18 protein-coding genes and 1 pseudogene are annotated in these 22,416 nt (G+C 73.0%); 15 read left to right on the forward strand and 4 right to left on the reverse strand.

The genetic code is table 11. The annotated features are described in order from the left end of the window. Positions 1-103: 103 nt before the first annotated feature. Together ACWDVW_RS12215 and recG are read left to right on the forward strand one after the other, a co-directional pair. Positions 104-778, forward strand: a pseudogene (locus ACWDVW_RS12215) (DAK2 domain-containing protein); the annotation flags it as partial. Then, a complete protein-coding gene (recG, locus tag ACWDVW_RS12220) occupies positions 775-2,985 on the forward strand; it encodes an ATP-dependent DNA helicase RecG (RefSeq protein WP_449947301.1) in 2,211 nt (736 codons plus the stop codon). The pseudogene ACWDVW_RS12215 and the gene recG, both read left to right, overlap by 4 nt. A gap of 494 nt (positions 2,986-3,479) precedes the next feature. Here the strand turns inward: recG and ACWDVW_RS12225 are convergent, their stop codons facing one another. Continuing rightward, positions 3,480-5,006, reverse strand: coding sequence for a cell wall anchor protein (locus ACWDVW_RS12225; protein ID WP_449947304.1), 1,527 nt, complete (start codon positions 5,004-5,006; stop codon positions 3,480-3,482). A 339-nt stretch (positions 5,007-5,345) separates the two neighbouring features. Between ACWDVW_RS12225 and rsmD the strand changes: the two genes are divergently transcribed. The 8 genes from rsmD (at position 5,346) to mutM (ending at position 10,785) form a co-directional block, all read left to right on the forward strand. Next, positions 5,346-5,909, forward strand: a complete 564-nt coding sequence (rsmD, locus tag ACWDVW_RS12230; protein WP_449947307.1) for a 16S rRNA (guanine(966)-N(2))-methyltransferase RsmD — start codon at positions 5,346-5,348, stop codon at positions 5,907-5,909. Beyond that, on the forward strand, positions 5,906-6,388 hold the full coding sequence (gene coaD, locus ACWDVW_RS12235; protein ID WP_396749157.1) for a pantetheine-phosphate adenylyltransferase: 483 nt from the start codon (positions 5,906-5,908) through the stop codon (positions 6,386-6,388). Before rsmD ends, coaD begins: the two co-directional genes overlap by 4 nt. Before the next feature lie 203 nt (positions 6,389-6,591). Next, complete coding sequence (locus ACWDVW_RS12240; RefSeq protein ID WP_131054984.1) at positions 6,592-7,089, forward strand: SPFH domain-containing protein; 498 nt, start codon at positions 6,592-6,594, stop codon at positions 7,087-7,089. A gap of 199 nt (positions 7,090-7,288) precedes the next feature. Continuing rightward, the gene (locus ACWDVW_RS12245; RefSeq protein ID WP_176092952.1) at positions 7,289-7,852 is read left to right on the forward strand and encodes a YceD family protein; all 564 of its coding nucleotides are present in this window, start codon (positions 7,289-7,291) and stop codon (positions 7,850-7,852) included. A 5-nt stretch (positions 7,853-7,857) separates the two neighbouring features. Then, a complete protein-coding gene (gene rpmF, locus ACWDVW_RS12250; protein ID WP_091435485.1) occupies positions 7,858-8,031 on the forward strand; it encodes a 50S ribosomal protein L32 in 174 nt (57 codons plus the stop codon). A 108-nt stretch (positions 8,032-8,139) separates the two neighbouring features. Next, positions 8,140-9,114, forward strand: a complete 975-nt coding sequence (locus ACWDVW_RS12255; RefSeq protein WP_449947446.1) for a phosphate acyltransferase PlsX — start codon at positions 8,140-8,142, stop codon at positions 9,112-9,114. Continuing rightward, a complete protein-coding gene (gene rnc, locus ACWDVW_RS12260) occupies positions 9,111-9,935 on the forward strand; it encodes a ribonuclease III (protein ID WP_449947313.1) in 825 nt (274 codons plus the stop codon). The genes ACWDVW_RS12255 and rnc overlap by 4 nt, the downstream gene beginning before the upstream one ends. Further along, the gene (mutM, locus tag ACWDVW_RS12265) at positions 9,928-10,785 is read left to right on the forward strand and encodes a bifunctional DNA-formamidopyrimidine glycosylase/DNA-(apurinic or apyrimidinic site) lyase (protein WP_449947316.1); all 858 of its coding nucleotides are present in this window, start codon (positions 9,928-9,930) and stop codon (positions 10,783-10,785) included. Before rnc ends, mutM begins: the two co-directional genes overlap by 8 nt. Before the next feature lie 40 nt (positions 10,786-10,825). On the opposite strand, the gene ACWDVW_RS12270 is transcribed toward mutM, so the two are convergent. Beyond that, the gene (locus ACWDVW_RS12270) at positions 10,826-11,659 is read right to left on the reverse strand and encodes an endo alpha-1,4 polygalactosaminidase (protein ID WP_449947319.1); all 834 of its coding nucleotides are present in this window, start codon (positions 11,657-11,659) and stop codon (positions 10,826-10,828) included. Positions 11,660-11,788: 129 nt separating this feature from the next. Beyond that, positions 11,789-13,321 (reverse strand): CAP domain-containing protein, encoded by a 1,533-nt coding sequence (locus tag ACWDVW_RS12275; RefSeq protein ID WP_449947322.1) that lies wholly within the window; start codon positions 13,319-13,321, stop codon positions 11,789-11,791. Positions 13,322-13,676: 355 nt separating this feature from the next. On the opposite strand from ACWDVW_RS12275, the gene ACWDVW_RS12280 reads away from it, so the two are divergent. From ACWDVW_RS12280 to ACWDVW_RS12290, 3 genes are all read left to right on the forward strand, one after another. After that, a complete protein-coding gene (locus tag ACWDVW_RS12280) occupies positions 13,677-13,871 on the forward strand; it encodes a hypothetical protein (protein WP_117226739.1) in 195 nt (64 codons plus the stop codon). 205 nt (positions 13,872-14,076) lie between these two features. Further along, positions 14,077-17,691, forward strand: a complete 3,615-nt coding sequence (gene smc, locus ACWDVW_RS12285; RefSeq protein ID WP_449947326.1) for a chromosome segregation protein SMC — start codon at positions 14,077-14,079, stop codon at positions 17,689-17,691. Further along, positions 17,691-18,311: an HAD family hydrolase gene (locus tag ACWDVW_RS12290; protein WP_449947328.1), complete on the forward strand. Its 621-nt coding sequence runs from the start codon at positions 17,691-17,693 to the stop codon at positions 18,309-18,311. The genes smc and ACWDVW_RS12290 overlap by 1 nt, the downstream gene beginning before the upstream one ends. 115 nt (positions 18,312-18,426) lie before the next feature. On the opposite strand, the gene ACWDVW_RS12295 is transcribed toward ACWDVW_RS12290, so the two are convergent. Further along, positions 18,427-20,133 (reverse strand): alkaline phosphatase D family protein, encoded by a 1,707-nt coding sequence (locus ACWDVW_RS12295; RefSeq protein ID WP_449947331.1) that lies wholly within the window; start codon positions 20,131-20,133, stop codon positions 18,427-18,429. Between the two features lie 152 nt (positions 20,134-20,285). Between ACWDVW_RS12295 and ftsY the strand changes: the two genes are divergently transcribed. Together ftsY and ACWDVW_RS12305 are read left to right on the forward strand one after the other, a co-directional pair. Continuing rightward, positions 20,286-21,470: a signal recognition particle-docking protein FtsY gene (gene ftsY, locus ACWDVW_RS12300; protein WP_396752371.1), complete on the forward strand. Its 1,185-nt coding sequence runs from the start codon at positions 20,286-20,288 to the stop codon at positions 21,468-21,470. 6 nt (positions 21,471-21,476) lie between these two features. Continuing rightward, positions 21,477-22,340 carry an aminoglycoside phosphotransferase family protein gene (locus ACWDVW_RS12305; protein ID WP_176092960.1) on the forward strand — a complete coding sequence of 288 codons (864 nt, stop codon included), beginning with the start codon at positions 21,477-21,479 and terminating at the stop codon, positions 22,338-22,340. The last annotated feature ends 76 nt before the right edge of the window (positions 22,341-22,416 follow it).

Genomic DNA, 22,416 nt, shown 5'->3' on the forward strand with positions numbered 1-22,416 from the left:
GGCCCCCGACGCGACCTCGACCGCCGGTGTGGTCCCGGCCCCCGGCGCGGCGCCCGGCGGAACTCTGGCCTCCGTGCCGGTCCCGGCGCTCGACGCGGTCCGGGCAGCCGCGACGGGTCCGGCGCCCGACGGCCGGGGGGCCGTGGTGGTGGCCACCGGGCCCGGCATCGCCGAGCTGCTGGCCGGTGAGGGCGCGGTGGTGGTGCCCGGCAACCCGTCCACCGGCGAACTGCTCGACGCGGTCCGCGCGACCGGGGCGGCGCGGGTCGTGGTGCTGCCCAACGACCCGAAGGCGCAGGCGGTGGCGAACCAGGTCGCGGTGGAGGCACACCGGTCGGGCGTGAAGGTCAGCGTGGTGCCCACCCGGTCACCGGTGCAGGCGCTCGCCGCGCTCGCCGTCCGTGACCCGGGTCGGCGCTTCGAGGACGACGTGATCGCGATGGCCGAGGCCGCCGGGGCCTGCCGGCACGCGGAGGTGTGCCGGGCCGGCCGGGACGCGCTCACCGTCGCCGGTCCGTGCCGCGCCGGTGACGTACTCGCCCTGGTCGAGGGGGAGGTGCACCTGATCGGCACCGATCTGGTGCAGACCAGCGTCGCCCTGGTCGACCGGATGCTCGGCGGCGGCGGCGAACTGGTCACCCTGCTCGTCGGCGCGGACGCGCCGGACGGGCTGGCCGAGGCGGTGCGTACGCACATCGTCGGCCGGTGGCCCTTCGTGGAGGTGCACACGTATCCGGGCGGACAGCCGCATTATCCCCTGCTGGTAGGTGTCGAATGACCTCGGATGCGTCCACCGTGGACACGCCGCTCAAGAAGCTCGTCGGTGACCGGACCGCCAAGGCGCTCGCCGGCCACCTCGACTTGCACACCGCCGGTGACCTGCTCTATCACTTCCCGCGCCGGTACGACGAGCGCGGCGAGCACACCGACATCCGCGCGCTCGACGTCGGGGAGCAGGTCACCGTGCTGGCCCAGGTGCAGCGCACCGCGGTACGCCCGATGCGTCAGCGTCGAGGCAACCTGCTGGAGGTGACCGTCGGCGACGGTTCCGGCGGCACGCTCACCCTCACCTTCTTCGGCAACCAGGCATGGCGGGAGCGGGAGCTGCGCCCGGGTCGGTGGGGCATGTTCGCCGGCAAGGTCACCGAGTTCCGTGGCAAGCGGCAGCTCAACGGACCCGAGTACGTGTTGCTCGGCGACCAGACCGACGGGGAGGCCGCGGCCAACGAGCAGGTGGAGGAGTTCGCCGGTGCGCTGATCCCGGTCTACCCGGCGGCTGCCGCCGTACCGACCTGGGTGATCGCCCGCTGCGTACGGGTGGTGCTGGACACGGTGGAGCCGCCGGAGGACCCGTTGCCCGCCACCGTGCGGGCCACCCGCAACCTGATCGGCCTCGACATCGCCCTGCGCGAGATCCACCGGCCGTCCAGCCGCGAGGACCTGTACCGCGCCCGGCGCCGGTTGAAGTGGGACGAGGCGTTCGCCGTGCAGTTGACCCTGGTCCGCCGCAAGCAGCAGGCCGCCGCCTGGCCGGCCCGGGCCCGCCCGGCACGGCCGGGCGGGCTGCTGGACGCGTTCGACGCCCGGTTGCCGTACGAGCTCACCGGGGGCCAGCGCGACGTCGGCGTGGAGATCGCGGCGGACCTGGCCACCCACCATCCGATGCACCGCCTGTTGCAGGGCGAGGTCGGCTCCGGCAAGACGGTGGTGGCGCTACGGGCCATGCTCCAGGTGGTGGACGCGGGCGGTCAGGCGGCGTTGCTGGCCCCGACGGAGGTGCTCGCCGCCCAGCACCACCGGGGCATGCTCGACCTGCTCGGCCCGCTCGCGCAGGCGGGTCAGCTCGGTGCCGCCGATCAGGCCACCCGGGTGGAACTGGTCACCGGCTCCCTGGGCGCGGCGGCCCGGCGGCGGGCGCTCGCCGAGGTGGCCAGTGGTGCGGCGGGCATCGTGCTCGGCACCCACGCCCTGCTCTACGAGGGCGTCGACTTCGCCGACCTGGGACTGGTGGTGGTCGACGAGCAGCACCGGTTCGGCGTCGAACAGCGGGACGCGTTGCGGGCCAAGGCCGACCAGCCGCCGCACGTGCTGGTGATGACCGCCACGCCGATCCCCCGGACGGTGGCCATGACGGTCTACGGCGACCTGGAGATCTCCACGCTGTCCCAGCTCCCGCAGGGCCGTTCGCCGATCGCCTCGCACGTCGTGCCGGCCGCCGAGAAGCCCGCCTTCCTCGACCGGGCCTGGCGCCGACTGCGCGAGGAGGTCGGCAAGGGGCATCAGGCGTACGTGGTGTGCCCCCGGATCGGGGAGGCGGACGCGAAGTCCGGCGGCGACGAGGAGCCGCCGGAGCTGGACGACAACGGCCGCCGTCCGCCGCTTGCGGTGACCGAGGTCGCTCCGCTGCTGGCCGAGGGACCACTGCACGGGGTACGCATCGGCGTCCTGCACGGTCGACTGCCCGCCGACGAGAAGGACGCGGTGATGCGGTCCTTCGCCGACGGGGACCTGGACGTCCTGGTGGCCACGACCGTGGTCGAGGTCGGCGTGAACGTGCCCAACGCGACGATGATGGTGGTGCTGGACGCCGACCGGTTCGGCGTCTCCCAGCTCCATCAGCTCCGGGGCCGGGTGGGCCGGGGCAGCGCGCCCGGGCTCTGCCTGTTGGTGAGCGAGGCGACCGAGGGCAGCAGTGCCCGCGAGCGGTTGGACGCGGTCGCCTCCACCACCGACGGTTTCAAGCTCGCGGAGCTCGACCTGGAGCAGCGGCGGGAGGGCGACGTGCTGGGCGCGACGCAGTCCGGCCGCCGCTCGCACCTGCGGCTGCTGTCGCTGCTGCGCGACGCGGACCTGATCCGTGACGCGCGGGCGGAGGCGATCGAGATGGTCGAGGAGGACCCCGACCTGGCCCGGCACCCGGCCCTGGCCGCGTCGGTCGCCGCCCTGGTCGATGCGGACCGCGCGGAGTACCTCGAAAAGGGCTGAGCACCTGCGCTGAGCGCCGCCTGCGCTGACTGCTTGCGCTGAGCGCCGCCTGCGTTGAGCGCTGCCTGCGTTGAGCGCTGCCTGCGTTGAGCGCTGCCTGCGTTGAGCGCTGCCTGCGTTGAGCGCTGCCTGCGTTGAGCGCTGCCTGTGCTGAGCGCCGCCTGTGCTGAGCGCCGCCTGCGTTGATCACGCTCGATCCAGGATCGAGTGGCCTCGACACGTCTGGGAAGGCACTCGATCCTGGATCGAGCACGACCATGGGCCGCGAAGTGTGCGGGGACCGGACAGGCGCACGGACGCCGAGGGGGTGCGGACGCCGAGGGGGTGCGGACGCCGAGGGGGTGCGGACGCCGAGGGCGCGCGGACGCCGAGGGCGCGCGGACGCCGAGGGCGCGCGGACGCCGAGGGCGCGCCGACCGGGTGGTCGGCGCGCCCTTGGATTCAGGCTTCGCCGGGGTCCCGCCTCAGTCGCGGGAGGGGCCCCTCAGCTCGGCTCAGGCGGTGAAGTGGATCCGACGCCGCCGGGCGATCACGAACAGCACCGCGCCGACCGCCAGCAGGGCGATCGCGCCTGCGGCGATGCCGCCGGCCGCCGCACCGGTCACCGGCAGGCCCGGGGGCTCCTCGCCGCCGCCGCCACCGCCACAGCCCTCGGGAGCGTAGACGACCTCGAGCTCCAGACCCAGGTCCGGCAGGACGACCAGGGCCGCCTCGTCGTCACCGGCCTTGAAGGTGACCTTTTCCGAGGTACCCGGCGCGACGGTCCGGCTCTCGGTCTTGTCGCCGTAGGTGAAGTCCACCTTGACCGGCACGCCACCCTCCGGGTTCGAGGCGGTCAGCGCGAAGGTCTCGCAGTCGGCGTCGGTGGTGACGGTCGGCAGCGGGCAGTCCTCGGGGCGCTGCCACGTGTACGTGCCGCCCTCGATGACCTTGCCGTCGACCAGCACCTCGATCTTGCCGGCGTTCTCGGCGGGCACCACGGTCTCGTTGTCGGCCTTGCCCGGCTCGACGGTGACCTTCTTGGACCAGCCGTTCTCGCCGCGCACCTCGAACTCGACGGCGTACCGGGAGAGCGAGCCGTCGTTGCTCAGCGAGACGGCCACGGTGCCGTCGCAGGCGGAGGCGAAGGTGGACGCCGGGGTGGTGCAGTTCTTGCTGCCGCCGTTGTACCAGCCCTGCGGGCCGGACGAGCGGTTGCCGGGCGCGCCCTTCTCGCCGAGCTTCTTGTCGCCGTAGCGCTTGCCGTTCTCGACCAGCGGGTCGATGACCTCGTCCACGCCGCCCCAGATCAGGTCGACCTGGGTGTGGCAGTCCGGAACGCCGACGTTCAGCTCGATCTCGGTCTGGTTGCCGCCGAGGTAGTCGCTGGCCGGGGTGCCGTAGACGTACTGCGGGGTGGCGAACTGCGGGCGCGGCGCGAAGTACGACACCAGCGTGAAGTACTGCTTCGCGTCACCGCAGAGCGGCTGGTCGCCCTCCAGCTTCACGGTCGCCGTGCCCTTCGGGCCGTCGAACGTGTGGCTGTACTTGGCGTCGCTGGCGTCGACGCACTTCGGTGCCGGGGCGCACGCGCCGTCGGCGTCGAGTTTGATGGTCTTGGAATCCGACGACCTCGGCGCCTTGTTCCGCCGGGAGTCGCCTTCCTGGAACCAGGCCGCGTCCACGGTGAGCGTGGCGCTCGTGGTGTCGCCGGGCACGCGCTGGACGCCCTCGACGAAACCGGCCTTCGGGATCGCCGTGCCCTTGAGTTCGGCAGCGTCGGCACCCTCGGGGGCGAGCACGACCGTGGTCGCCGGGTTGGCCGTCACGTTCGTGATGGTGGCGGTCTTCCGGCGCTCGCTGTTGACCACCTTCCAGGTGATCACCCGCTCGCCGCTGCGCTGGTCGCAGGCGACGGTGGCGGAGATGGTGGTGTGGTGAGCGCTGGCCGGGCTGGCCAGCGCCACTGCTCCGGTCGAGCCGATGAGGGCGGCTGCCAGGACAGCCAGCGGCCGCCGGAGCGACAGCTTGGGTCGGATCACGCGTACTCCCGGGGTGAAGAAGCGTCGGGTCGGCACGGGCGGGACAGGACGACGCCGGCGGAGTGTGCCGCGCCGGGAGAGGTGCCGCCCGTGTCGATGGCCGGCGGCGTCAGAACGCCGGCACCGGGGCAGACCCTAGCGAGATCGTGTGGAACGGGACAGTCCTCAGCGGGGGCTAAGGATGATGTTATGAATGCGAGATCATTGATATACGGCCGGTGATCGATCGAGGGCTGTTCGCGTCCGGATCGGACAGTCGACGGGCGTCCGGGGCGGCGTACTCGTCGCCACGGTCATCGTGTCCTCGCGTAGCGTCAGGGGCATGAGCAGGAGCGAAGGGTGACCCGGATCGTGGCCGGGAGCCTCGGTGGCCGGCGGATCGCCGCGCCGCCGGGTGCCGGCACCCGTCCGACCTCGGACCGGGTCCGCGAGGCGTTGTTCAGCGCGGTGCAGGCGGAGGTCGACCTGGACGGGACGCGCTTCGCCGACCTGTACGCCGGATCCGGCGCGGTCGGCCTGGAGGCGCTGTCCCGGGGGGCCGCGCACGTGTTGCTGGTCGAGTCCGACGCGCGTGCCGCGCGGGTGATCCGGGAGAACATCGCGGTGCTGCGCGCCGGGCCCGCGGCGCGACTGGTCACCGGCAAGGTCGCCACCGTGCTGGCCGGCGGGCCGGAGGGCGACCCGTACGACGTGGTCTTCGCCGACCCGCCGTACGCGCTGCCGGACGACGGCGTCACCGCGATGCTCGCCGGGTTGGTCGACGGCGGCTGGCTCGCGCCGGACGCCTTGCTCGTGGTCGAGCGCTCCAGTCGCGGCAACCCGGTCGAGTGGGTGGAAGGCGTCACTGGCCTGCGCAGTCGCCGGTACGGCGAGACCACCCTTTGGTACGGTCGCCGATCATGAGACGTGCGGTGTGTCCCGGCTCGTTCGACCCGGTCACCAACGGTCACCTCGACATCATCGGTCGGGCCAGCCGACTGTTCGACGAGGTGATCGTCGGTGTGCTCATCAACCAGTCGAAAACGGGCGTGTTCACCGTCGAGGAGCGGATCGAGATGCTCCGCGAGGTGACCGCCTCCTACGACAACGTCCGCGTGGAGTCGTTCCGCGGGCTGCTGGTGGACTTCTGCCGGGCCCAGCGGGCGACGGTGTTGATCAAGGGCATCCGGGCGGTCAGCGACTTCGACTACGAGTTGCAGATGGCCCAGATGAACATCGGCCTCGCCGGGGTCGAGACATTGTTCATGCCGACCAACCCGCTCTATTCCTTCCTCTCCTCCAGCCTGGTCAAGGACGTGGCCAAGTGGGGCGGGGACGTCAGCCCGCACGTCCCCGACCTGGTCCGCGAGGCGTTGAAGGCCCGCCTGACCCCGCCGTCCTGACGCGGTACGCGCCGCGACCCGGGCCGTCGTCGGCGTCCGGCGGCACCCTGCCGCAGGCGCCGCGAAGGGGGCCGGGCGCGACGCGCCGGGGGAGGGGTGGGGTGTCGCGGGGGTGTCGGGACGACATCATTGGATGAAGCGGGAACTTGGCCGCAGCCCGCATGATGTAGGTCGGCCCGACGAACGACAGGAGTGAGGTACCGGTGGACCCGCTCGACCGCATCGACGAAATGATCGCCATGGTGGAGCAGGCGCGCTCCGTGCCCATGTCGCGCAACAACTGCATGGTCGATCGGGGCGAGATGATCGCGGCCCTGGACGAACTGCGCGCCGAGCTGCCCGCCGACCTGCGCCGCGCCGCCGCCCTGCTGGAGGAGCGGGACAAGATCATGGAGGCGGGCAAGCGGGAGGCGGACCGGATCATCAGCGAGGGTGAGGCGGAACACGCCCGCCTGGTCTCGGTGAACGAGATCACGGTCTCCGCCGAGCACGAGGGCGCCCGGATCATCGCCGAGGCGCGTGCCGAGGCGCAGCGACTGCGCGAGGAGGTCGACGACTACGTCGACACCGCCCTGGCCAACTTCGAGCAGTTCCTCACCCGGGCGCTGGCCTCCATCGAACGCGGCCGGGACAAGATGCACGCGCTGCGCGAGATCGGCACCTTCGGCGGTGACGAGGCGGAGCGCCCGCTGCCCTTCTGACCCCACGGTCGGTACCCGCCGGAGCGGGCGTACCGCCGCCGAGCCTGCCGCCGACGCGGCCCGGTGGCGTCCGTCCCGGCAGGTGCCGCCGCTGGCATCCCTGCCGACGCCGGGGTAGCCCAGGCCGGCCCCGGTTCGACGGTGGGCCGCCGGTGCAGGTAACCTCGTTTGTCGGCCTCTCACCGGCCGGAGTCTGACTATGCCCAAGAACTCACCCATTTCACTCGACCCCAGGTCGCCGCTGGTCCTCGACACGAGGGAGCTACCGCGCCGGCCTGGTGCGTTGCGTACCGTCACACGGGTGGTCCCGGCACCGGCGGACCTCGGCGTGGAGTTGATCAGCGTGCCGGAGGGCGCGGACCTCGACCTCGATCTGCGGATGGAGTCGGTGTCCGAGGGCGTGCTCGTCTCGGGGACCGTCAGCGGTCAGGTCCGGGGCGAGTGCGGTCGCTGCCTGCGCGAGATCAACGACTCGGTGTCGGTGACGATCCAGGAGCTGTACGCGTACGAGAACAGCACCACGGACGTCACCACCGAGGATGACGAGGTCGGCCGGATGCAGGGAGACCTGATCGACCTGGAACCGGCGGTGCGGGACGCGGTGGTGCTCGCACTGCCGACCAACCCGCTCTGCCGCCAGGACTGCCCGGGCCTGTGCCCCGAATGTGGGGTACACCTGGACGATCTGCCGGCCGATCACAGCCACCAGCAGATCGACCCGCGTTGGGCGGGCCTGTCGCAACTGACCCGTACAGAGGAGTAAGAACCGTGGCCGTCCCCAAGCGCAAGATGTCGCGCAGCAACACCCGGTCCCGCCGGGCGAACTGGAAGGCCGCGGCGGTCGCGACCGTGGCCTGCCCGCAGTGCAAGTCCGCCAAGCTGCCGCACGCCGCCTGCTCCGTCTGCGGCACCTACAACGGCCGCCAGGTCCTCGAGGTCTGACCCGGACGCCGAGTGACGTCTCCGACCACGGGTCGGGCGACGCGCACACCCCGGCGATCGCCCGGCACTCCCGCCGACGCCGGCCGGCTCTCACCGGCCGGCGTCGCGATGGAGCCGGGCACCGCACGGATCGCCGTTGACCTCCTCGGCGGGGACGACGCTCCCGCCGTCGTGGTGGACGGCGCTCTGCGGGCGGTGCGCGCCGACCCTCACCTGCATCTGCTGCTCGTCGGCCCGACCGAGGTGGCCGGCGCGCTGGTCCATGCCCTCGACCCGGCCGAACGCGCCCGGGTCACCGTCCGGCCCGCACGGACCGCCGTCGACATGGCCGACGAGGTCGTCACGGCACGCACCGACTCCACCGTCCGGACGGCCGTCGCGGCCGTGCACGCGGGCCAGGCCGACGCGCTGGTCTCCGCCGGCTCCACCGGCGCGACCGTCGCCGCCGCCGCCCTCGGCCTGGGTCGCTGGCCCGAGGTGCGACGTCCGGCGCTCGCCGCCGTCCTGCCCGCCGTCTCCGGACCGGTGGTGCTGCTCGACGTCGGCGGCTCGCTGGAACCCAACCCCGCCACGCTGGCCCGGCACGCCGTGCTCGGGGCCGCGTACGCCGCTGCCGCCCACGGTGTCGTCGCACCCCGGGTGGGCCTGCTCTCGGTGGGCACCGAGGCCGGCAAGGGCGACCGGGCCCGTCGGCTCACCGATCCCGTGCTCAGCACCGTGACCCTGCCCGCCGACGCCCGCTACGTGGGCATGGTGGAGGGGTACGACGTCTGCGTCGGCACGCGTGCCGATGTGGTGGTCACCGACGGGTTCACCGGTAACGTGCTGCTCAAAGCCATCGAGGGCGCGTACGCGATGGCCGGTGGACCGCCGCCCGGCGGGGGTGCGCCCCGGGCGGCCGCCCTGCTCGGCGTGGGTGGGACGGTGGTCGTCTGTCACGGCGCCGCCCGTCCCGACGACATCTCCTCCGGCATCGCCCTGGCCGCCCACCTCTGGCGACGCGACGCCACCGACCGGGTCGCCGCGCTGCTCGCCGGCCACCGCACCGACCGCACCACCGACACCGAGGTACGCACATCATGAGCAACGACAAGCGGCGGAGGCCCTCCGTCGGCCATCTGGAAGCCGCCTTCGGCGTGACGCTGGACCCGGACCTGCTGGAGCGCGCACTCACCCACCGCTCGTACGCATACGAGAACGGCGGTCTGCCCACCAACGAGCGGCTGGAGTTCCTCGGCGACTCGGTGCTCGGCGTGGTGATCACCACCGCGCTCTTCCACAACCACCCGGACCTGCCCGAGGGGCAGTTGGCCAAGTTGCGGGCCAGCGTGGTGAACATGCGCGCCCTCGCCGAGGTGGCCCGTGGCCTGGGCCCGGACGGCCTCGGCCCGTACCTGCTGCTGGGCAAGGGTGAGGAGACCACCGGCGGGCGGGACAAGGCGAGCATCCTCGCCGACACCCTGGAGGCGCTGCTCGGTGCGATCTACCTCCAGTACGGGCTGGACACCGCCGCGATCGTGATCCACCGGCTGTTCGACCCGCTGATGGCCGAGTCGGCCGGACGCGGTGCCGCGCTGGACTGGAAGACCAGCCTCCAGGAGTTGACCGCCGCGCTCGGGCTCGGGGTCCCGGAATACCGGATCGAGGGCACCGGCCCGGACCATCTCAAGACCTTCACCGCCTGGGTGGTGGTGGCCGGGAACCGGTACGGCGGCGCCGACGGGCGCAGCAAGAAGGAAGCCGAGCAGCGGGCGGCCGAGTCCGCCTGGCGGATGTTGACCGCGGACGCCGAGGCGGAGTCGAGCCCGGCCGAGGAGATCACCGACCCGGGCGCCGAGCAGGACGCGGTGACCGTCGACGGGCGGGCCGAGACCGTCGGCGAGGTCCAGGCGCACCGTGCCTGAGCTGCCCGAGGTGGAGACGGTCCGGCAGGGCCTGGCCCGCTGGGTCACCGGCCGCCGGATCGACGTGGTCGAGGTACGCCATCCCCGGGCGGTACGGCGGCACCAGCCGGGCGGCGTCCACTTCGCCGACGTGCTGGCCGGTCGGACCGTGCTCGACGTGCGGCGGCGGGGCAAGTACCTGTGGCTCCCGCTGGACAGCGGCGACGCCGTGATCGGGCATCTCGGGATGTCCGGGCAGTTGTTGCTGCAACCGGCGGGCACTCCCGACGAGACGCACCTGCGGGTGCGGTTCCGGTTCACCGACGACGGACCGGAGCTGCGCTTCGTCGACCAGCGGACGTTCGGCGGGCTGTCGGTGAGCGAGGGCGGTGCCGGGCTGCCGGTCGAGATCGCGCACATCGCCCGGGACCCGATGGACCCGGAGTTCTCCGACGACGAGTTCGTGGCCGCGCTGCGGCGACGGCGCACCGAGGTCAAGCGCGCGTTGTTGGACCAGACGCTGATCTCCGGCGTGGGCAACATCTATGCCGACGAGGCACTGTGGCGCGCGGGCCTGCACGGGGTCCGGCCCACCGACGCGCTGACCGGTCCGGCCGCCCGGCGACTGCTCGGCCACGTCCGGGACGTACTCGCCGAGGCGATCACCGCGGGTGGCACCAGCTTCGACGCGCTCTACGTCAACGTCAACGGCGAGAGCGGCTACTTCGACCGGTCGTTGAACGCGTACGGCCGCCAGGGGCAGCCCTGTCACCGCTGTGGTGCGCCGATCCGGCGGGAGGCGTTCATGAACCGCTCCTCGTACAGCTGCCCCCGCTGCCAGCCGCGTCCCCGGGGCTCGCTGCGCGGCTGATCACGAGTCGGCGCGGCCCGGTCGGTGCGCGGGCCCCGGTTCACGGTGCCGGGCAGGGCAGCCGCCAGGCGTCCAGGGCGCGGTTCTTGCGGATGGAGGCGAAGCCGTAGCCGACGCTGGTGACGCAGAAGTCCGCCGGGTCGCCGGTGTACTCGACGTGGAAGACCGGCTTGCCGGCGTCGACCAAGGGCAGCAGCTTCTCGCACTGCGCCAGCCGTACGCACTCCTCGTCGACCGCGAAGTCGAGGTCGGGCGCGAGCGCGGCGACCTGCGGCAGAGCATCGAGCAGGCCGGGGGAGAGGTCGAGGGTGCGGGCCAGCGCCGCCACCTGACGGTTGAACCGGAGCTGGTGGTCGAAGTCCAACGGGAACCCGGAGCGCTGGGCGTACCCGTCGGCGTCGGCCAGCAGCACCGCGCCGAAGCCCTTGCCACGGCACAGCCGGAACCGGTCGGCCAGCACCGGACGCAGCACGTCCCACCGGCGTACGTCCAGCCAGGTGCGGTCGGTGCCGGTGGACGTGGCACCGCGTACCTCGGCCGGGTACCGGCTGGCGTCCGGATCGTCGGGGTGCACCGACCCGACGTGCACCTGACAGACCAGTCGGGTGTCGCGGGCGCGGAGCGTGGCGGTCTGCGCGGCGGTGGTGCGGACCGGGTCGAGCACGAACACGTTCGCCGGGACCGCCGGGTCCAGCTCGCCGTGCAGTTGCCACTGCCACTGCCAGTGGCGCGCCGAGGCCGCCGGCCAGCTCGTGGGCGCGCCGGGCGGCGGGCGTGGGGGCCGGCAGGCGACGGTGGCGGCGAGGACCGCCAGCGCCAGGCCGGCCGGTAGCACCCGGCGTACCCACCGCGTCCGGCCCACCCCGATCCGCATCGCCGTCTCCGCACGTCGCGGGGCGGCGTCAGACCGCCCGGGTGAGGTACGCCGACGCGTACCTCACCCGGTCAAACGAGGACAGACCCGATCAGGACTCGCAGTCCGGCCGGGACCGGCGTCGCGGCCTCAGCGCGGGGCGGCGAAGACCTGCGTCCAGTACGGCCCGTTGCTGCTGGCCACCCCGACGCCGATCTCGGTGAACGCGCAGTTGAGGATGTTCGCCCGGTGATCCGCGCTGTTCATCCAGGCGTCCATCACCGCAGCCGGGGTGCGCTGGTTCCACGCCACGTTCTCGCCGAAGGTGCGCCAGGTGTAGCCGACCCGGTCGATCCGGTCCCCGGGACTGCTGCCGTCGCTGCCGGTGTGCGACATGTTCTGCGTGTCGGCCTGGTCCTGGCTGTGCCGCTGGGCGGCGGTCGTCAGCTTGTCGTCGATGCTGAGCGCGCCGCAGCCCTCCTTGTCCCGCTCGACGTTGACCAGCCGGACGACCTCTGCCGCCTGCGAGGTGGCACCCGAGGAGGGGGTGGCGCTGGGCGTACTGGCGCGGTTGGGGCTGCCCTGACGGTCGGCGTTCTGCCGCGAGGGCGCGGTGGTGCGGGCCGCCGCCGGGGTGGGACTGCTGCTGGCCCGGCTCGGCGACGGCGACGGTGACGCGCTGCTCGGCGAGACGCTCGGGCTCGGGCTGGGACTCGGGGAGTCGGTCGGGTCGAGCGCCGGGTCCGGCGTCTCGTCCGCCAGGGCCGGCGCGGTGGCGGCGGGGATGTCGGCGGCGGTGCGGTCGGTCGTCTTGTCGTCGCCGGGCAGCGCGAGGGCCGCCACGCCGATGCTCACCACGAGGGTGGCCGCTGCGGCGGCACCGCCCAGCACCAGCGGCCGCCGCCAGGTGCGTCGCTCTCCGCGATCGCCGGGGCCGGCCGGCTCGTCCGGCTGGTCGGCGGTGCCCCCCTGGTCCGCCGGCAGGCCGTACCGGCCGTGGTCGCCGGTGCCACCGTACGGACCGGCAGCCGCCCCGTACCCGCCCTCGACGGCCGAGTCGTACCGGTCGCCGACCGGGCCGTACCGGCCCTCGACGGTCACGTCGTAGCGGCCCTGGTCGGCCGTCGCCCCGTACCGACCCTGGTCGCCGGTGGCGTCGTACCGGCCGTGGCCGGCGGTCGGGGCGTACCCGTCGTAGCGGTCCTGGGCCGAGGCGGCCGGGAAGCCCGACGCGGGCCCGGCCGGAGCGTCGAACCGCCGGGTGTCCCAGTCGGCGCCGTGGTGGTCGGCCTCGGGTGCCGCGTGCCGAGCGGGCCGGTCGGGGTCGGCCGGTGCGGGCCACCCGGGGATGTCCCGCCCGCCGGGTCCGTCCGGCGTCCAGCCACGGTCGGTCGGCTCGTAGTACCCGGTCTCCGGCTCGACGGCGTGGTGGTGCTGACCGGACCGCCGGTCGGTCTCCTCCGACCGGGCGGAGTGCGCGCCGTCCGCTTGCCACTGCTCGGTCGGCTGGTCGTCGTACCACCGGTCGGCCGAACTCCCCGGTTCGTCACCGAAGAGGTAGGCCGACCTCGGTGCGGGACGGTCGGTCAGCCAGGCCGGTTCCTCGGTCGGGGATTCCGGTCGACGAGGATCGCCCTCCGGGTCGCGCGGGTTGTTCCAGCCGTGCACGCCTGTCGCCTCCACGGGTCGGGTACGGGCCGAGGTGACGCTACGTGTCGCCCCTGGGGGCAGCAATCCGGCTAAGGAAGAGTTAAGAGGACCCTGTACATCCGGGTGAGGTAATCCACCGAACCGGCGCGTAGAGTCGAGGCGTCCGGACAGAGCGTGTCCGCGCCTCGTGGCAGCCGCCGGTGACCGGTCGGGCCGACGTCGAGATGATCTACGGCCTGCGAGAACTTGACGAATCAGGGGCTCCCGGCTCAATATGTATGTGTCGCCAGTCGCGCCCGGCCATGCCCAGAATCCGTGGGAGTGGTAGTCGCGTACACCAGGGCGCGCGTTGGCCGGCCTCTCCGGCAGCGCATATCAAGGAGTCAAAATGGCGAAGGCCCTCTATGGCCACGTAGGTGCGGCGCCCGACCGGCGCCTGCTCGACGAGGTCACCCGACTGCGTTCCAGGGTTCAGTCACTGGAGTTCGAGGTCACCCGTCTGCGTGCCGAGAACGATCGGCTCGCGGCGGCCGCGGCGGAGACGGACGATCTGCTCCGTCTGGCCGAGCCGGCACTGACCTGACCCACCTGGTCGCCACAACCGAATAGCACGACCGCACAGCAGCGCGCCGACACGATGTGTGCCGGCGCGCATCTCTGCCCGGCTCCGGACGCCGGCAGAGGCGGGTCGCGTCGGGTGGGCCACCCGCTGCCGGGTTACTCTGCGGGTTTACCAGGGTCCGCGCAGCCGGGCGACGGTACGGCGGCCACCGGACGAGGATCGGGACGTGCATCTCAAGAGCCTGACGGTGAAGGGCTTCAAATCCTTCGCCTCCGCGACGACGCTCAAGCTGGAGCCGGGGATCACCTGCGTGGTGGGCCCCAACGGCTCCGGCAAGTCCAACGTCGTCGACGCCATCGCCTGGGTGCTCGGTGAACAGGGCGCGAAGGCCCTGCGGGGCGGCAAGATGGAGGACGTCATCTTCGCCGGCACCGCCGGTCGGGCCCCGCTCGGCCGGGCCGAGGTGACGCTGACCATCGACAACACCGACGGCGCCCTGCCGATCGAGTACACCGAGGTCTCCATCACCCGCCGGATGTTCCGCTCCGGCGAGAGCGAGTACGAGATCAACGGCGACTCCTGCCGGCTGCTCGACATCCAGGAGCTGCTCTCCGACTCCGGTATCGGCCGGGAGATGCACATCATCGTGGGTCAGGGCCGGCTCGACGGCATGCTGCACGCCAAGCCGGAGGACCGGCGGGCGTTCATCGAGGAGGCGGCCGGCGTCCTCAAGCACCGCAAGCGCAAGGAAAAGGCGCTGCGCAAGCTCGACGCGATGCAGACCAACCTGAACCGGCTCACCGACCTCACCGCCGAGCTGCGCCGCCAGCTCAAGCCGCTCGGCCGGCAGGCCGAGGTGGCCCGGCGGGCCGCCGTGATCCAGGCCAACCTGCGGGACGCGCGGCTGCGGCTGCTCGCCGACGACCTGGCCACCCTGCGCACCACGTTGGACAAGGAGATCGCCGACGAGACGGCGCTGCGCCAGCGACGCGAGCAGGTGGAGGCCGAGCACGCCGAGGTGCAGTTCCGCCTCGGCGAGTTGGAGGAGGCGTTGGCCTCCGACGCGCCGCTGCTGGCCGCCGCGCAGGACACCTGGTACAAGCTCTCCGCCCTCCAGGAACGGTTCCGCTCGATCGAGCAACTCGCGCTGGAACGGCTGCGGCACCTCAGCGCGACCCCCGACGACGAGCGTCCCGGCCGGGACCCGGAGCAGTTGGAGGCCGAGGCCGAGCGGGTCCGCGAGCAGGAGGAGGAGCTGCGCGCGGCGCTCACCGACGACCAGATCCGGCTCGCCGAGGCGGTCGAGCACCGCCAGGAGCTGGAACGCCAGCTCGCCGCGGCGGAGCGGGAACTGGTCGCCGCGGCGAAGGCGATCGCCGACCGGCGGGAGGGGCTGGCCCGGCTCACCGGGCAGGTGAACTCCGCCCGTGCCCGGACCACCAGCGCCGGTGAGGAGATCGAACGACTCGCCGCCGCGCACACCGACGCGCTGGCCCGTGCCGAGCGGGCCCAGGCCGACCTGGACGCGGTCGCCGAGCAGTCCACCGAGGCGGACCGCGACAACGCCGACCTGGACACCCGGCACGCCGAGGCGGTCGGCGCCCAGGAGAAGGCACAGGCCACCGTCCGGTCGCTCGCCGACGCCGAGCGGGCGGCGGAGAAGGACGCCGCCACCTGGAAGGCGCGGGAGGAGGCGCTCGCCCTGGGCCTGCGTCGCAAGGACGGTGCCGGCGCGCTGCTGGCCCGCGCCGACCAGGTGCCCGGCCTGCTGGGCGGTCTCGCCGGCCTGCTCACGGTCGCCCCCGGCCACGAGGCCGCGCTGGCCGCCGCGCTCGGCGGGCTCGCCGACGCGGTCGCGGTCAGCGGGGTGGACGAGGCCGTCGAGGCGATGCGCCTGCTGAAGATCTCCGACGCCGGGCGGGCCGGCCTGCTCGTCGGCAGCCCGGCCGGGCCGGGGATGTCCGGTTCGGCCGACGCGCTGCGTCCCAAGCTGCCCGACCGCGCGCACTGGGCCCCCGACCTGGTGGACTGCGACGCCCAGATCCGTCCGGCGGTGCACCGGGCGCTGCGCGACGTGGTGCTGGTCGACGATCTGGCCGCCGCGGCCGAGGTGGTCACCGTCAACCCCGAACTGCGCGCGGTCACCCGGGAGGGCGACGTCGTCGGGGCGTACGCGGCGGCCGGTGGCTCGGCGAAGGCACCCAGCTACATCGAGGTGCAGGCGGCGGTCGAGGAGGCCCGGGCCAACCGGCTCACCGCCGAACGGAGCAGTGCCGACCTGCGCGACCAACTCGTGCAGGCGCGGGCCGAGGTGGCCGCCGCCAAGGAGGTGGTGCAGCACGCCGCCGCCGCCAAGCGGGAGGCGGAGAGCCACCGCAACGCCGCCGCCCGCCGCCTGGCCGAACTGGGCGCCGCCGCCCGGTCGGCGAAGGCGGAGACCGACCGGCTCGGCGACTCCCGGTCGCGTGCCGAGGCGGCCCGGGAACGGGACCTGACCGCCCTGGCCGAGCTGGAGGAGCGGCTGCGGCTGGCCGAGGCGACTCCGATCGACGCCGAACCCTCCACTGAGGAACGCGACCAGCTCGCCGCGATGGTGCCGCAGGCCCGGCAGAACGAGATGGAGGTCCGGCTCGCGGTGCGTACCGCCGAGGAGCGGGTGGCCTCCATCGCCGGGCGGGCCGACTCGCTGCGCCGGCAGGCCGCCGCCGAACGGTCCGCGCGCGAGCGGGCGGCGGCGCGGCGGGCCGCGCGTACCCGGGGCGCGGGCATCGTCCGGGCGGTGGCCGGCGGCGCCCGGGCGGCACTGAACCGGCTGACCACCAGCATCGCCCGGGCCGAGGAGCACCGCGACGTGGTGGCGCGGGAACGGGCCACCCGCGAGGCGGAACTCCAGGAGGTGCGGGCCGCCGCGAAACGCCTCGGCGGTGAACTGGACCGGTTGACCAGCCAGGTGCACCGGGACGAGGTGGCGCGGGCCGAGCAGCGGCTGCGCATCGAACAGTTGGAGGCCAAGGCGGCCGAGGACTTCGGCCTGACCGTGGAGACGCTGGTCGCCGAGTACGGCCCGGGGCAGCCGGTGCCGCCGACCGAGGCCGAGGTGGCCGCCGCCGAACGGGACGGCCTGCCAGTGCCCGAGCCGGTGCGGTACGAGCGACCGGTGCAGGAGAAGCGCGCCGCCAAGGCGGAACGGGAACTGACCCTGCTCGGCAAGGTCAACCCGCTTGCGCTGGAGGAGTTCGCCGCGCTGGAGGAGCGGTTCAAGTTCCTCTCCGAGCAACTGGAGGACCTCAAGGCGACCCGGCGTGACCTGCTCACCGTGGTCAAGGACGTGGACGACCGCATCCTGGAGGTCTTCGCCAGCGCCTTCGCCGACACCGCGCGGGAGTTCGAGCAGGTCTTCGAGGTGCTGTTCCCCGGTGGCGAGGGCCGGCTGATCCTCACCGAGCCGGACGACATGCTGACCACCGGCGTGGAGGTCGAGGCCCGCCCGCCCGGTAAGAAGATCAAGCGGCTCTCGCTGCTCTCCGGCGGCGAGCGGTCGCTGACCGCGGTGGCGATGCTGGTGGCGATCTTCCGCGCCCGGCCCAGCCCGTTCTACATCATGGACGAGGTCGAGGCGGCGCTGGACGACGTCAACCTGGGTCGGCTGATCACGCTGATGGCCCAGTTGCGGGAGAAGAGCCAGCTCATCGTCATCACCCACCAGAAACGGACCATGGAGATCGCCGACGCGTTGTACGGCGTGACCATGCGTGGCGGGGTCACCCAGGTGATCAGTCAGCGGCTCAACCGGGCCGACACCGACGACGAGCGGCACGGCCGCGGCGAGGAGAACGGGTAGTGGCTCGGGAACGCGCGACGGCGCTCCTGCTGGACTTCGACGGCGTACTGCGGCGCTTCGATCCGGCGGTGGCCGCCGGGGTGGAGCGGGAGTACGGCCTCACCGAGGGGGTGCTCGGCGAGATCGCCGAGCAGTGGGAGCTGCTGCAACCGGTGCTGACCGGCCGGGTCAGCCACGCCGAGTGGGTGTCGAGCGTGGCCGACGCGCTGGCCGACTCGGCCGGTGGCCCGCAGCGGGCCCGGGCCGCCGTCGAGCAGTGGCAGCGCTACCGGGGCGAGGTCGAGCCGGCGGTGCTCGACTTCGTCCGCGAGATGCGGGGCCGGGGCATCCGCGTCGGGCTCGCCACCAACGCCACCGACCTGCTCGACGAGGACCTGGCGACGTTGGGGCTCGTCGGCGAGCTGGACGTGGTGGTCAACTCCTCGGTGGTCGGGGTGCACAAGCCGGCCCGCGAGTACTTCCAGGCCGCCTGCGAGGCCCTGGAGACCGCGCCGGGCCGGGTGCTCTTCGTCGACGACGAGGACCGGGCGATCAGCGGCGCCCGGGTGGCGGGACTGTCGGCGCACCGCTGGAGCGGCCCGGAGGACCTGCGCTACCTGCGGGCGGCGTTGGCCGCCTGAGCCGGGCCGGCGGTCACTCGCCGGTGACGCCGTCGCCGTCGCGTGTGTGCCGCGTCGTGACCTGTTAAGAAGGGGCCCTTGCTCTACCGCAGGCGTTAACAGGGGGCCCTTCCTTTCACGAGGTGAGCCGCTGCCGGGCCACCTCGCGCAGGGTGCCGTCGCTGGTGGTGCCCTCGATCACCACTTCCGACCCACGGCCGGCGTTGGTCAGCGTCGACACCGCGTTGCCGAAGTACGGCCCGGCCAGCTTGCGCCACTTGATGAAGGAGCGGCGTACCCCGGCCGTACGGGCCATCGCGCGGGCCGCCCCGGCCGGACCGCGCGCCCAACCCAGCCGCATCACCGGTCGCATCCCGGCCGGCACCTGGTTGTGGATCGGCGAGCAGGTCAACTGGTGGACGGGCGTGTGGACGTCCGGGTCGGCGAAGCGGACCCGGGCCACGTACGAGTGGTGCACGTCGCCGGAGAGCACGCTGATCGACGCCGGAGGCGGGTACGCCGGCCCGGCGCCCTTGCGCTCGTCGGGCCCGCCCGGTGTGCCGGTGCCGAGGCGGGCGAACAGCTCGGCGAGGCCCTCGAAGGAGCGCCGGAACGCGCCCCAGTGCTCCAGGTCGAGCGCGCGGCGCAACTTCTCGGCCAGCCCGGCGACCCACGGGCGGTTCGAGTCGGCCAGCTTCTCGTTCCACGCCTCGACGTGGTGGATGCCGGGCGGCAGCAGCCAGGGCAGCGAGGTGCCGACGACCAGGTGGTCGTAGCTGCCGTGCGCCCGGTCGACGAACCAGGCCCACTCGGCGGCCGGCAGCATCGTCCGGCGGCCGGGCACCAGCACCCGGCTGCACCGGCTGTCCAACATCACCAGCCGGGTCCGGCCCAGGTCGAGCGCGTAGCTCCACTGGTACTGCACGGCGCTCCACCGGTCGGTGTCGTGTGACAGGTCGGCCTCGGTGTCGACCCGCGCGCCGAACTCGCGCAGCACCTCGGTGGCGTCCTCGGACGCGCGGACCTTGGCGAAGACCGGGTCGGCGTCGATCTCGTCCGGGGACAGGTTGCCCAGGTGCTGATAGACCCAGTACGACGCCAGTCCGCTGGCGATCCGCTCGGCCCACCAGGGCTGCTCGCGCATGTCCGCCCGCCAGGACGCCGAGGTGTTCCAGTCGTCGATGACCTCGTGGTCGTCGAAGATCATCACGCTCGGCACGGTGGAGAAGAGCCAGCGGATCTCCGGGTCGCTCCACGACTCCAGATAGAGCTTGGTGTACTCGTCGAAGCTGACCACCTGGTCGCTGGGAGCGTCCTTGGGACGCCGCCGCCGACGCCGCAGCAGCCGCTTGATGGTGGGCGAGGTCTCGTCGGCATAGACCTGGTCGCCGAGGAGCACCACCAGGTCGGGCAGGGCCGCCGGGTCGGGGTCGTCCAGGATCCGCCGGGTGTAGGCGTCCAGCGCGTCCGGCGGGAGCTTACGGGTGGTGGCGTGCTGGGTGGTCTCCCGGCAGGACCCGAAGAGCAGCCGCACCGGCTGGTCCCGGTCGTCCTCCGCGCGGGTGCGGATCACGCTGGGCGGGAAGCGGCTCTCCGGCGCCGGCCAGGCCACCTCGTCGTCGATCAGCACCTCGTAGGTGGTGGCGCTGTCCGGGGTGAGGCCCTCCACGACCACCAACGCGTAGTGGTGCTCGTACGCGGAAAAGGTGGCGGCCGTCCCGGCGGCGCCGCCCGCCGTGCGGACGGTGACCGTCGCGGGGGCCGTGGTCTCGACCCACACGGTGGCCCGGGTGCCGACGACCCGCCGGAGAAGCGGACCGATGAGCAGTCGGGCGGTGGGCATGGCGAACCTCCGAGGTGAGGGGGGAAACCTCTTCTTATTACCCCGCCGGCGGCCGTGGCATTGCTGGCGGGGCGAGCCTACCGCTCCTGGGGTGGACGACCGGGGGGAGCGGTGGATGAGACGCCGTCGCGAGCATCTGACAGGATTTCGGCATGATGGATTACCTCCTCGTCGCACTCGCCCTGCTCGGCGTGCTGATCCTCGCCGGAGTCGGGCTGGTCGTGCCGCGGCTGCGCCGGCGGCCGGAGCCGCCGCTGCCGCGTACGGAGGTCGACACCCGGGCCGAGGAGGACCTGGCCGGACCGCCGGTCGAGGCCCCGGAGTCCGATCTGTCCACCGGTGTCCTGGTGGAGCCGCCGGTCATCGAGGCGCCGCCGACCGTCGAGGTGCCCGAGCCGACCGCCGGGCGGCTGGTCCGGCTGCGTTCCCGGCTGTCGCGCTCGCAGAACGTCTTCGGCAAGGGCCTGCTCGGCCTGCTCAGCCGTGACCGGCTGGACGAGGACGTCTGGGAGGAGATCGAGGACAGCCTGATCACCGCCGACGTGGGCGTCGACGCCACCCGGGAGATCGTCGACCGGCTGCGGGAGCGGACCCGGGTGCTGGGCACCCGGTCGGTCGCCGAGCTGCGGACCCTGCTCGCCACCGAGCTGGTCAACGCGCTCGACCCGGCGCTGGACCGGTCCCTGCACACCACACCCGCCGACGGCGTGCCGGCGGTGCTGCTCGTGGTCGGCGTCAACGGCGCGGGCAAGACCACCACCTGCGGCAAGATCGCCCGGGTGCTGATCGCCGACGGGCGTACCGTGCTGCTCGGCGCGGCCGACACGTTCCGGGCCGCCGCCGCCGACCAACTGGAGACCTGGGCCGGTCGGGTCGGTGCGGAGACCGTACGCGGCCCGGAGGGGGCCGACCCGGCCAGCGTCGCCTTCGACGCCGTCAAGCGCGGCATCGACACCGGCGTGGACACCGTGCTGGTGGACACCGCCGGTCGGCTCCAGAACAAGATCGGCCTGATGGACGAGCTGGGCAAGGTCAAGCGGGTGGTGGAGAAGCACGGGCCGATCGACGAGACACTGCTGGTGCTCGACGCCACCACCGGCCAGAACGGCCTGGAGCAGGCTCGCGTCTTCACCGAGGTGGTCAACGTCACCGGCGTCGTGCTGACCAAGCTCGACGGCACCGCCAAGGGCGGCATCGTGATCGCGGTACAGCGCAAGCTCGGCATCCCGGTCAAGCTGGTCGGGCTCGGCGAGGGACCGGACGACCTCGCGCCGTTCGACCCGGCGCAGTTCGTCGACGCGTTGCTGGGTGCCGAGTCCTCCGGTCCGACCGCGTAACCTCGGGTGACCAGAGACGATCGCGCGTACGCGGGCTGGCGCGACCCGAGCCACCCGTCGCAGCGCCTCGGGAGACCGTACGTGACTTCGCAGGAGATCCCGCTGCACGGCGGGAACGTGAGCACCGTGGTGCGTGTGGGCGACACCGTCCGGCGCAACGCCGGGCCGTGGACACCGGCCGTGCACGCCCTGCTGCGTCACCTGGAGTACGTCGGGTTCACCGGCGCACCCCGCGCCCTCGGCATGGACGAGCGCAACCGCGAGGTCCTGTCATACCTGGAGGGGGAGTGCGGGGAGTACCCGCTGGCCCCGCACTGGGTCACCGACGAGGCACTGGTCACCGTCGCCACCATGCTGCGGATGTTCCACGACGCGCAGTACGGCTTCGCCCCGCCCCCGCAGGCGGTGTGGCGCTCGTTCGGCCCGCCCCCGCCGGACACCGAGGTCATCTGTCACCACGACGCCGCCCCGCACAACGTGATCTGGCGACCGGACGGCACCCTCGGACTGATCGACTTCGACCTCGCCTCGCCCGGCGCGCGGATCTACGACGTGGCGTACGCGGCCTGGACCTGGGTGCCGATCTTCTCCGACCGGGACTCGATCACGCTCGGCTGGAAGCACCCGGACCGCCCGCGCCGACTGCGGCTGTTCGCCGACGCGTACGGGTTGATCCCGCGTGACCGGCACCGGCTGATCCGGACCATCCGCAAGCGGATCGTGGACCACGTGGAGGGCATCCGCCGGATGGCCGCCGCCGGGGAACCGGCCTTCGTGCGGATCGTGCACAAGGGCCACCTGCGTCGGCCGATGCGGGACCTGCGGCTGCTCGACTACGAACGGCACGCCCTCGAGTACGCCCTGCGCTGATCCATCGGGGGAACGGGGTACGCCGGACGGCTGACCCACCCCCCGCCGTGTCACCGAGGCGTCCGACGTTCTTCAC

The sequence above is a fragment of the Micromonospora sp. NPDC003241 genome, from assembly GCF_053589795.1.